5 protein-coding genes are annotated in these 12,913 nt (G+C 52.9%); 1 reads left to right on the forward strand and 4 read right to left on the reverse strand.

Annotation, left to right across the window (positions count from 1 at the left end; genetic code table 11):
- Positions 1–156 precede the first annotated feature (156 nt).
- From BW956_RS18835 to BW956_RS22320, 3 genes are all read right to left on the reverse strand, one after another.
- Complete coding sequence (locus BW956_RS18835; protein ID WP_076465306.1) at positions 157–6,066, reverse strand: retention module-containing protein; 5,910 nt, start codon at positions 6,064–6,066, stop codon at positions 157–159.
- A 213-nt stretch (positions 6,067–6,279) separates the two neighbouring features.
- Positions 6,280–6,903, reverse strand: coding sequence for a prolyl hydroxylase family protein (locus tag BW956_RS18840; protein ID WP_175612044.1), 624 nt, complete (start codon positions 6,901–6,903; stop codon positions 6,280–6,282).
- 181 nt (positions 6,904–7,084) lie between these two features.
- Positions 7,085–10,090, reverse strand: coding sequence for a retention module-containing protein (locus BW956_RS22320; RefSeq protein WP_076465311.1), 3,006 nt, complete (start codon positions 10,088–10,090; stop codon positions 7,085–7,087).
- Positions 10,091–10,290: 200 nt separating this feature from the next.
- Between BW956_RS22320 and BW956_RS18850 the strand changes: the two genes are divergently transcribed.
- On the forward strand, positions 10,291–11,265 hold the full coding sequence (locus tag BW956_RS18850) for a hypothetical protein (protein WP_076465314.1): 975 nt from the start codon (positions 10,291–10,293) through the stop codon (positions 11,263–11,265).
- Positions 11,266–11,473: 208 nt separating this feature from the next.
- Here BW956_RS18850 and BW956_RS18855 read toward each other — a convergent pair whose 3' ends face one another.
- Entirely contained in the window at positions 11,474–12,907 is a 1,434-nt protein-coding gene (locus BW956_RS18855; RefSeq protein WP_076465317.1) for an FAD-dependent oxidoreductase, read from the reverse strand.
- Between the last annotated feature and the right edge of the window lie 6 nt (positions 12,908–12,913).

A 12,913-nucleotide genomic window follows, 5' to 3' on the forward strand; every position in this document is an offset into this window, starting at 1 on the left:
GGTTGGGTGTTGGTGAGTCCAGCAAAGTGAAAGCACCCCGGCTGAATATGAACTTAAAACGGTCCAATCACAGCAAAGACATACAGCTCAATCAGGCCCGTAACTTTGCAAAAAAAGAGCCGGCACTAAGGCCGGCTCTCACTTACCCAACAGGGTTTAAAGGTCTGACGAAGTATCCGGTGTGCTCACCAGGTTATCCATCAGTGCAGCATTGTCGACCAGGCCATCCACATTTTCCTGCTGCGGATTTTGTGGCTGTTCTTCTCCGCCGGACTCACCTTCGTCTTCTGAGGGTTCATCGCTGCCCAACAGATTATCAAGGTTGTCACCTTGCTCCTCTTCGAAAAGATCAGCTGCCTGCAGCACTTCACCTTCCTGCTGACCAGATTCAGACTCTGTTGAAGTTTCTACCTCATCCTCGCCAGCACCTTCAGACTCAGTCTCCTCGTCATCAGATGACGGCTCATCTTCAGCAACTACGCCAAAGATATCACCGCCATCATCCAACAGGCTGACTTCATCGTCATTCTGATCTTCAGAGTCGCTTACATTTTCTGGAGCGGAAGGTTCTATCTCTTCAGCTACAGGCTCCTCTTCCAGCTCATCTCCTGCAGCAACAGGTTCTTCAGACTCCTGTTCAGCATTACCTTCATCCGAACCTTCGGCTTCATCAGCGACAGGTTCCTCACCTTCAGTGTCAGAGCTCTCATCTTCAGAGCCTGAGGCTTCGGGTTCATCGCCTTCCTTCAGAACCTCTGAATTTTCACCGTCTGTTTCAGCGTCCGCTGCCGAGCCTGTTTCGTCCAGCTCATCAGCCGAACCGCCAGCCAGCAGCTCCTGAAGCTCATCCCATGTCAGGCTAAAGCCTGCTTCATCAAAGGTGATCACATCATCAGATCCGATCAGGGATGAATCGAACTCGGCTACCAGCTGATCATCGGCGTAGATGGATACAACATCACCTGCGTCATATTCGAACACGCCTGCATCAAGCTCACCTGCGATACCAGAGCTGGTCTGATAAGTCAGGCCGGTAACCGGCTCAGTAGCCAGCGTGCCGGTTTCAATGGAGTCATCTACGTGATCATCAAACTCGGTGATGCCGGCGTATTGCTCCAACATCTCACGCACATGCGCCATGGCCTCTTCTTCAGACACATAAGACTGACCCAACTGATCGATCAGCGCTTTCAGCTCAGCTTCAGAAGCCGCCTGCAAGTTCAGGTTGGCGTCTGACAACGCTGCGTGGGTTGCAGCACTGATGCTGATGCCGTTGGCAGCGTTGCCATCAGAGTCCAGCGACTGCAGGAAGACGGCCATGTTTTCGACGTATTCGTTGTTCAAATCCGAGCGGTCTACATTGGCCAGATCCTGCAGGAACACCTGGCCATTGGCGACATCAGCAGCAGAGGCGGTACCGACTACGACATTACCCACCAGGAAGGTCACGGAGTCACCTTCACGGTATTCGAAGCTGCCGTTCTCATCTGTCATGCCGCTGAGGCCGGAGGATGTGAGGTAAGCCACACCCGCCACTATGCCATCAACCAGGGTTGCGGTAACCGTGTTTTGATGACCTGTGCTGCTTTCAGTTGAGGTAACAGAGATCGTAATGCTTTCCAGCTCGGCATCTGTCAGCTGACGGTTGGATAGCAATTTGACATCATTTTCAGCTTCGCCACTGGCATTCAAGGCCACCGTATAGGTGCCATCAGCATTAGCGGTTACACCAGTGCCCGTAATTGAAGTGCCTGTGGGCAAGCCATCTACGGTAATGTCGCTAAGAGTTTCGGAGTTATCCAGGTCAGTCAGTGCAGCTGACATGTCCAGGTCATATTCAAGAACAGCAGGCGTGAGATCAACCTGCTCCACAAAGAAACCTCTGTCGTTATTCCCTGAAATCCAACTGACTTTCAAAGTATCGAAGTCAGGCAAGTTCGTACCGCTGTTTATACCGTTGGAAACACTAAAGGATTGAATCAGTTGCCCAGCCTTAAACAATTCAATCTTGCCCTGGTCCTGTCCGTTGAATGCGCTAACTTCTACACTGAAACTGTTCACGGCACCGCTGGCAGGCCCGTAGGTCATAGACTCTACACCGCCAAGAGGCCCTCCAGACAAGTAAGTCGAATCTTCATCATGAAGACCCGCCCCGGTTTCCAGCTGGATATCACCATCCAGCTCTGGAGTCGATGCAACCGGGTCCACGGCTGAAACTTCAATATTCACATCAAATGATGCTTCGTCTCCATCTTGATCCGATACTGTTACCGAGAACTGCTTGGTTGTAAGTCCTTCCCAGAACTCACCAGGCTGTACGCTGTAGGTGTACTGTCCAGTGTTGAAGTCAAAGCTCAGGGTTCCCTGACCGTCAAGCTCAACTCCTTCACTTGGGAATTGAACTGTTCCATTGCTGCCATCTGCGGTGTAAATAACGCCATACAAGGTGATGCTATCAATACTGATGTCCCCATCACCGCCTGTCACGTTATCGGATACATCACCACTTACAGATGCAGTCGCCGTATTGGTCAACGTATCAACCAGCTGGGTTTCATCGCTGACAATAATCGGTGACTCACCCTCCTGTACCTGAACTATGTCGAGGTACGTGCCTGATACATTGTTGCCGATACCCACAACAAACAACTTGTCCACATTGCCCTGGAGTTCAGCATCATTTCCTTCAATAAACTCTTTCCAGTCCTGGATCGTTGAGTCGTAGTCACTGTCAACATCATCTTGGTTTTGAGTCGGGTTGCCATCAGAAAGAAAGTAGGCAATTGTCTGGTCTGCAGTACGCCCCGAGAAACTGACCGTTTCTGTGGCATCTAGAGCATCTCGGTAGTCTGTGCTCGAGCCGATATTCAGAGGGCTGCCGTTATAATAGGCACCATTCCAGTAATTAACGTCAAGCCCATTGATGTACTCGATGGCATCAGCCGCATTCATCCAGCCAGGGCTGTAAGCGCTTGAGGCAAACAGTGTAAGGTTCACTTCTGTTTCGCCCATAGACTGATAAGCTTGAATGGTCGAAACCAGAGATTCCTGGGCAATTTCAAAGCGCGTTTTACCAGTACCGGATACGTTTTCATCCATGGACCCTGAAACATCAAGGGTGAGCAACAAGTTGGTAGTGGTTGCACCCACTTCCAAATCTACAGTTTCATCTTCACCTTCCGGCAGCAGGTCTGGTGCCTGCGGTGCAGCAATCGCATTAATGTTTATAGCAAGGGTAGATTCGACACTATCACCATCGGCATCCATTACCGTGTAGGTGAAGCTGTCAACTGGTTCGTCACCTGGACTCAGTGAGTCATAAGCATCCTGATCCAATTGGTAGCTGTAGTTACCTTCGTCATCAACGGTCAGTACACCGTAGTTACCCTGAATCATACCGTTGGCAATGCCGTCCCATTCGACAGAGTTCGCGTCAGCGGGGCCATCAGCACCAAAGCCAAAGTCAACTTGGCCTGTTACCTCTGGTGCATCCGAAGAGACAAGTTGTCCCATCAACTGGAAGCTATTGGATGCGTTTTCATCGGTGTAAACCGTGTCAACAACATTCCCGCTGCCATCCACAAAGCCTATGATTTCAAAGTTATAGGTCTCTTCACCTTCAGGTGTGGTGATAGTGACCGGCACAATTGTGCTTGCGTTGCTGATGGTAACGATGTCTCGAGGGTCAGAGCCACTGTTAGGAGTCTCATCATGTTCGAAACTGATTGTATGATTAACCGTGGCAACATATCCGTTAATCACAACATTAAACGACAAGTCCAGATCCACTGAGCTAATCGCATTACCTGTATCTGTCGGGTAATTATTGTGCGTAAACTCACCGATTTCGAACGTAGAATTCACCGCAACGTTCTGGTTGTTAATCAAACTATTATTGTCATCGAAGGTGTAGTTTGATGGGTCCCAACTAATGACATCATCCTGACCCGGAGCACCATTCTCAATGTCCTGAGCCCCCGAATCTCCGCCTTGAGGGTTGGACCAGGACGTCTGCAGCTCGCCAATTTCTACATCATTGATTTGAACTTCAAGTGTGTTCGAATCATTTTTCTCTGCGGGCATGTCGTCTTCGATAGTGACCGAAACAGTACCCGTATCAACAGATGTATTACTGCCATCAGAAATCGAGACATCAAAGTCAAAGCTGAGGGTATCTTCCAGGCTGTTCACACCATGGTCGACAGGCTGACTCAGCGAAACAGAGTAGCCAATGCTGCCTGGAGGCGTAGAGCCTGCTGTATTAACGCTCTCGTCACCACCATTCAGCTCAACCCTGATCACTTCAGTGCCTGCGGCAGTGGAGCCAATGGCAACCGCTTCATTACCTGGCTCGTACGCCCAGCTGATAGACTCACCACCAGACTCAAGCCCTGTTGGCAGGCTGCTCAAATCAATTGCGACAGTCAGCGCAGCTGTGCCATTGCCAGTAATTGTGAGCGATCCCGAGTCGCTGGCATCGTTTGTTTGATCCGTATATCCCGAACCGGCATCTGCATCTTCCAGACCTACTTTATCTTCAGCCGGAATATTCAGGCCTTCTTCGGACACTACAACTGAGCCATCGCCGATAGTCGGGATCGAGTCGTCATCCAGAATAGTGCCGGTTGCTTCATCCGTGGTGATCACCAAATCATCGTCACCACCGTTGGTGGTCGCGTTGCTAATCGTGGCAACCACGGTCTCGGCACCTTCATAGGTATCGTCCGGGGTGCTCTCGGCCGTGAACGTGGTGCTGGTATCACCCGCGTCAATAGTCACATAGTAACCATCCGCATCCTGGGACAGGCCCGAGGCGGTGTAGTCGGTGTTTTCGAGCGCCTGACCGCTCAGCTCAACATACACCTTGGTATCGGTCGCTGACGGGTTGCTCAGACTCACGGTGTAGGTCAGCGTGCCACCTTCCGGAGTGCCGTCTACATCACCTTCAGCCACTTCCAGCGGGTCAACGCTGATTGCGACTGTCGGCAGGTCGCTGTCCAGGTCGTCATTGTCATCCACGATGCTGCCGGTTGCTTCATCCGTGGTGATCACCAAATCATCGTCACCACCGTTGGTGGTCGCGTTGCTAATCGTGGCAACCACGGTCTCGGCACCTTCATAGGTATCGTCCGGGGTGCTCTCGGCCGTGAACGTGGTGCTGGTATCACCCGCGTCAATAGTCACATAGTAACCATCCGCATCCTGGGACAGGCCCGAGGCGGTGTAGTCGGTGTTTTCGAGCGCCTGACCGCTCAGCTCAACATACACCTTGGTATCGGTCGCTGACGGGTTGCTCAGACTCACGGTGTAGGTCAGCGTGCCACCTTCCGGAGTGCCGTCTACATCACCTTCAGCCACTTCCAGCGGGTCAACGCTGATTGCGACTGTCGGTAATTCTGGCTCGGGCTCGGGCTCGGGCTCGGGCTCGGGCTCGGGCTCGGGCTCGGGCTCGGGCTCGGGCTCAGGTTCGGGTTCGGGTTCGGGTTCGGGCTCGGGTTCCGGCTCAGGCTCGGGCTCAGGTTCCGGCTCAGGCTCAGGCTCAGGCTCAGGAGCCGGCTCTGGTGCTGGCTCACCTTCCAGCAGCTGGGGCTCTTCTTCACCCAAAGCCGAAGGAGCAAAGGAGAGACCTTCGGTTTCATAGCCGGCTTCCGGGGTCGTTTCATTACGGGTGGCTTCCAGCTGAACAAAGTCTGCACCTTCGTTCCCACCTGTGCCACCACCGGCAGCAGGAGCACCTGCAGCCGTAGGTTCAAGGATTTCGGTCGGGTCCTGCCCCGCCAACAGCGCAGCCTGAATCGCATCGACATCAGCTATTGCATTATCAACCTGGAATTGCCCAGTGGGGGTAAAAGTATCAGCGGTGGCCAACCAGCTCTGTCCACCATTCAATACGATGGCTTCAGCTGAATTGTCTAATGAGATCTCAACCTGAGCATCAGCGCTCGGTCGAATCACATCCTGTTCCATGATGACATCGCCAAGCGCCAGCACACGTTCGTTGCCTGACGCGTCGATGGCGATGACTCGACCCGATATCGCACTCACACTACCAATGACGGTACTCATCTTTTTACCCTCCGAGGCTTTTGTTCAGATTGCATTAAGCTAGAGAGTAAACGTTCGTTTGAATAGTGTACTCTGGTACATGTAGAAAAATTCCTAGTGCAGATTGTTAAAGCACATAGACATCATTGAAGGTGAGACTGGTACTCGGGGATCAGTAGAGTCTATGAGGGAGGAGGACAAGCATTAGCAAATTTTCAGGCTCCTCCCATGCCGCTAGGCATTTTCAAGCGCTTCAAATACCTGTTTCTCTCTCATGGGCCGTACATGAAACCAGATGTTGAAGGCCCATTTTTCTCCTTGGGTGACCGGCATCCCAGCGTGCAGACTGTCTCGATGAGGTTTGGTGACATCTTCATCCGTGTTTTGAAACAGCACCATACGGCCAGGGGCGGGGTTTACTTCCAAACCAAGACGGGGAAAAGAAGTCCCTCCACCTTCTTCAACTGCGTTTAGATAGACCAAAGCTGTAACGAGCCTTTGACCGCCATACCGGCAACACCGCTGACCACGAGCAGTGGACAAGTCATAGGCGTCATAGTGGGCGCGGTACTCCTGCTCAGGACCGTAATGCAGTACCTGCAACGATTCCGCATTTTCCAGTGGTATGCCAGCCAGCTTGGCAATACGGTTACCAATCTGTTTGGCAAGCGGATAATCAGCATAACGGAGCCAGCAGTTTTGGCCGGAGCGGCCATCGGTTACACCATAAGCGTTATCGAAGGATACCCTGGCCCGATCAAGCTTTTCTCTGGCCAACTCAATTAAACCAGAAGCTTCATCAGGAGTAAGGATGTTGTCCAAAGTCATCACAAGTGGATGGTGGTTCAGTATCTGCATTGCTGACCCCTTCTGTGATGCGATGTATTGTCGCTGATGTTGTAATGCATCCATTGCTCCTCCCTCCATGTCAGCCATTTACTCTACAAAGCAGTTATGTGAATGAGAAGTGTAGTGAGTTCGCGGGAAACAAAAGCCCGACATACAAGCCGGGCTTTTATGTTCACGGCACCAACGATAATCAGCTATCTACCTGATTCGGTGGTGTCGTTACCAGTGTATCCAGTGTCGGATCATCCAGTGTGATGTACTGACTATCGCCAGAAGTATCCACCGCAACCTGGAAGTCACCACCATGCACATCACCGTCGTTATCCTTAACGTCCACTGCAAAGTCGAGTATCACGTCCTGTGTGCTGAACTGGATTACATCCGTATCCATGGAAACAACCTTGTAGTCTGATCCAGAAATTACAATCCGGTTGAACACCTCGCCATCATCAGGGATATCAAGCGTATACTCACCATCTTCACCAGTCTCCGTTGCGGCTATCCCAACTGGCCCTGCATCAACTGCCAAGTCGCCATTAAAGCGCTGATAGTAGAAGACATCATCTTCACCACTGATTGAGAAATTACCCACCGTAAATGACATGTTCTCGAAGAACTCGCCGTCAGCAACACGATAAGAAATCGCTTCTCCGTCATTGACCAGGTTATTATCGATCCCATAGCCATCACCGGAGGGATTGGTGAGGAAAAGGTCACCACCTACCGGCATCAGGTAGATAGTTACGCCATTGGAGACAACCGGTATCTCACCTTCAATTGGCGATCCGGCATCCAGCAAAGCTGCTCGATCTATTTGCACACCGGTCGTCACCGACGGCCCCTGTAGAACCTGATCCAGCGACAGGGTATAACCACTGCCATCATCATCCGCCTCCAACAGGAAGACTTGAGCGTCATCGGAGTCCACAGCCTGCAGACTGCCGTCACCCAGCTGGTTAAAGGATACATCCTTGCCATCAGTCGTTTTCAGAGATGGCATATCCCCACCAACCGAGAAGATGAGGCTTTCCATACCATCGACACCTTCATCGACTTCCAAATCCCCTGTCACAGCCGCGTTAGCGGAGTTGGCCAGGTATGCATTACCCAAACCAGTGATTTTGATGATATCGTCCTGAAGCATCAAACTAGCTGTACCGGTTACATCGCTTGTCACACCGTCACTTGCCAGCACATCAATGGTCCCCAGGTCCAGCTGTTCTGCACCGGCAATACTTCCCGGGTGGAGCAGGTTAACCCCCGATGCCAGCTCGGCTTCGATGGAGACATTACCGGTTTCACCTGCGGCTATCGCGCTGGCGGTGAGCGTCAGGGTAACAACCAGCGTACTTCCAACCGAGCCACGGATTTCCGTATCGCTTACCCGGTTCCACTCCAGTCCAGCCTCAGACTTCAATGAATCCAGCTCCTCACTGAAGGCAAAGCTGTCAAGCGGCAAACTGCCAGCAGTGAATGAAAGCGTATCCAGATCGCTGTCTTCGTTTACTGCCTCATCGACCAGCAAGGGCACAGAGTCGCCACCAATAGGGATAATGAGATCATTAATCGTTGTGACAACAGCGTCTTCACTGTAATCAACCGTTTCAAATTGAGGCTCAACACTGGCTGGATTGGCGGCATCTTCACTATATGTCCCGGCTACCAGTGCAACATCGAAGGTTTCGCCGCTGTCCTCAAACTGATCTTGAACTGCTGTTGATGAAAAGACCTGACCAACGGTAACACTCGCGCTGGCTGGTGATGTGGTGTAGTCAGCATTTGATGTGGGGTCATTGTTGATAAAAGCGACATCAACCTCACCACCGGGATTCAACACCTGCCCCTCAGCATCCACAGCCAAGACGACATAGTAGGCGCTGGTTGGGCCGTCTTCACTGATGTTATTGGCCATGACATAGTCACCGCCCTCATCTGTAAGAGGCGTACCATTTTCATCTGCGGCAACAACCATCAGAGTGAATGCGCTGTCGTTATCTTCAGTACTGGTGTCATCCTCTGGATCATCATTGTCGGTTTCATCCAGAATCGTTGTCGTGACGTCATCCTCAGCATAATTCACGATATCTGCGTCGACCGGGTTGGACCAATCATCCCCGAGTGACAACGTAAAGAACTCATCATTATCAGCCAGGGCATCATCGACTGCATTAATAACAAACTCGACACCTACGGTCGCCGGTACGCTGCTAACCGGACTGTAATCTTCAACATCGGCCGTATCGCCTTCAGCACCAATATTGACCGTCACCGTTCCGCCCGGCTGCGACGGCAGGGGCAAACCGGCTTCATCAACGGCCAGTACGATATAGGTGCCTGAAGTCGGATATCCCGGCCCTTCCTCATTCTCACCATAGCCCGGTTCATGGATGGTATTCACCGGAACATTTTCACCATCAACTACCGCAAATAGCTGTAGGGTCACAACTACATCAGGTTCGGGCTCAGGCTCAGGCTCAGGTTCTGGTTCTGGTTCTGGTTCTGGTTCTGGTTCTGGTTCTGGTTCTGGTTCTGGTTCTGGCTCAGGCTCAGGCTCAGGCTCAGGCTCAGGCTCAGGCTCAGGCTCAGGCTCAGGCTCAGGCTCAGGCTCAGGCTCAGGCTCAGGCTCAGGCTCAGGTTCCGGCTCAGGTTCTGGCTCTGCAACTGGCGGTGCTGGAGGTGGTGGCTCTGGTGCAGGCTCATCTTCGACAAGCCCTTCTTCCGCGCCAACAGGAGGAGGTGTGTAAGACAACCCGGCTGTGTCGTACCCTGCCTCGGGCGTGGTTTCATCTGCCGTACGGTTGAGCTGAACAAAGTCAGCACCTTCATTTCCACCACCCGGTCCGGCACCACCGGCAGCCGGGGCACCCGCTGCGGTAGGCTCAAGTACTTCGGTCGGGTCCTGGCCCGCCAACAACGCAGCCTGAATCGCTTCAACATCGGCTATGGCATCATTGGCCGGGAATTGATCTGCAGGTGAGAATACATCCGTCGTTGCCAGCCAGCTTTGGCCGCCATTGAGCAAGATGGGTTCGGAGGCGTTATCCAACGAGATTTCAATTTGAGCATCCATGCCGGGACGAATTAGGTCTTGGTCCATGATGGCATCGCCAAGCGCCAGGGTGCGCTCAATGCCGTCTGCATCAATGGCCACAACCTGGCCAGTGATCGCAGTAACACTGCCTATTACGGTGCTCATGATTCTACCCTCAAACTTTTAAAGGGGGCCTATTTCAAGCTAGCTGGTCAAATATCATCCAACCATTGGCCTGTGGTACAGGTAGAGACAGGGCTACTGACAGACCTGATGGACGCACACGCCTCTGGCCATCATCACTGATTGCCTTATACTGATTTGAAGAGACGGAACCAGCCTCTCTCTGCGTTAAGGAACACACCATGACAATAACCGCACGCCGAATTGCAGTCCTGGCCTGCCTGTTGCCAACCCCATTATTGGCCGAAGAACCTTCCGATCTTCCTGCCTGGGCGGCGGAACCTCTGGACCGTGCAGAGACAGTAATGAGTGGCTGGGTGGATTCTTCAGCACGCCGGCTGGACAGCCTCTTTGGTACGTCGGAAAGTCTGGATATCGACAACGAGTCTTACCTGCGCATTAGCCAGGAGTCCTTGTGGCAGGAATCGGAAGGTTTCGATACCGATCTTAACCTGCGTTTTCGTCTGGACCTGCCCACCAGCAAGGATCGCCTGCGCATTTTGATCGAAAGTGATCCCGAGGAGTCCCTGGGCACACTGGATGAGCAAGGTACGGATGCCCGTCTCAGTCAGCGTGTGGAAAATGACAACTCTATTCTGGGGCTTGCCAAACTGGATCCGGCGGATAAGCGTGAGCGCTGGAGTTATCGCTACGGTGCTGGTATCAAACTGCGCTTGCCCATTGATCCTTACGTCCGTGTCAGCGGTGAGCGCCAATGGCAGTTTGCCGACAGCCCCTGGCAACTGAACAGCAACAACCGCGCATCCTGGTTCAATAGTGACGGTTACTCGGCACGCAGCAGCTGGTCACTGACACGCCCGCTGGATGAGCGGCGCACACTGCGTTCCTACACCAAGTTCCAGTGGCAGGAGGAAGAGGATACGCTGGAGTTTTCCCAGCGCTTCGATATCTCGCGCAAACTGGACGACCGTAGCAGCCTGCGCAACGGCTTGATCATGGTCGGGGAAAGCCTGTCGGACCCGCATTTCAACAATTACTACCTGCAGAGCTGGTACCGCCGTGATATCCACAGGGGCATTTTGTTCATGGACCTTATCCCGGAGCTGCACTTCCCACGCGATTCCGATTTTGACCCGCGCTGGGCGGTGACGCTGAGGTTTGAGCTATATCTGAGCAAATCCATCGACAGCTTCTAAAAGCTATCTACGTTGGCGGCACATCGTTAAAAACATGATCAAAATGCTCATTTAATCGACTAAACTGCGCTTTCTCTCATGTTTTTGCCTTGTTCCGCCTGCCTCGATAACGCTTTTAGCATCATTTTTCAGACACAAAAAAACCGGATGCCATCACAGCATCCGGTTTTTTGTTAGGCCTTTTTGTTAGCCCTTTGGCTGGCTGATATCAGACGTCCAGGAAGTCCAGGATGCCTTCAGCGGCCTTACGGCCTTCATCGATAGCAGTCACTACCAGGTCGGAACCGCGCACCATATCACCACCGGCAAAGACTTTGTCGTTGCTGGTCTGGAAGGCAAAACGATTCGCATCCTGCGGCTGTGCCTGAGTCTTGATACGACCATCTTCGTGCAGGTCGATACCGAAATCGGCAAACCAGGGCGCAGGGCTCGGACGGAAGCCGAAGGCCACCAGAACGGCATCAGCGTCCAGCACTTCTTCAGAACCCGGTACCACTTCGGCGCGGCGGCGGCCATTTTCGTCCGGCTCACCCATGCGGGTTGCCACAACCTTAACACCGGTTACCTTGCCGTTTTCGCCGACCACTTCAACCGGCTGACGGTTGAACAGGAACTGGACACCCTCTTCGCGCGCGTTTTCCACTTCGCGCTTGGAGCCCGGCATGTTCTCTTCGTCACGACGGTAAGCACAGGTCACTGACTCGGCGCCCTGACGGATAGAAGTACGGTTACAGTCCATGGCGGTGTCACCACCACCCAAGACGACAACCTTCTGACCTTTGACGCTAATGTACTCGGAGGCGTCTTTCTCGAAGCCCAGGCAGTGGTTCACGTTGGAGATCAGGAACGGCAGTGCATCGTAAACGCCGTCCAGATCTTCACCCGGGAAGCCACCTTTCATGTAGGTGTAGGTACCCATGCCCATAAAGACGGCGTCGTACTCGTCCATCAACTGCTGCATGGTCACATCGGTGCCCACGTCAGTGTTGAGGCGGAACTCGATACCCATCTCGGTGAACACTTCACGGCGACGGCTCATCACGCTCTTTTCGAGCTTGAATTCCGGGATACCGAAGGTCAGCAGGCCACCGATTTCAGGATTGCGGTCAAAGACCACCGGCTTGACGCCGTTGCGCACCAGAATATCGGCGCAACCCAGACCTGCCGGGCCGGAACCAATGATCGCGACCTTTTTGTCGGTCCACTGCACCTTGGACATATCCGGCTTCCAGCCCATGGCGAAAGCGGTGTCCGTAATGTATTTCTCGACAGAACCGATGGTGACAGCACCAAAGCCGTCATTCAGCGTACAGGCACCTTCACACAGACGGTCCTGCGGGCACACGCGGCCACACACTTCCGGCAGGGTGTTGGTCTGATGGCTCAGTTCCACCGCTTCCATGATGTTGCCTTCGGTGACAAGCTTCAGCCAGTTGGGGATGAAGTTGTGTACCGGGCACTTCCATTCGCAGTACGGGTTACCGCACTCCAGGCAACGGTGTGACTGGTTGGCAACGTCCTTTTCCTTGAACGGCTCGTAGATCTCGGCAAACTGCTGTTTGCGCACGCCCGCCGGGATTTTATCCGGTCCCTGACGGCCAACATCGATAAACTGAAAATCGTTATTCAGACGGTTAGTCATTTTACC

The organism is Marinobacterium stanieri, from assembly GCF_900155945.1.
GTDB classification, from domain to species: domain Bacteria; phylum Pseudomonadota; class Gammaproteobacteria; order Pseudomonadales; family Balneatricaceae; genus Marinobacterium; species Marinobacterium stanieri.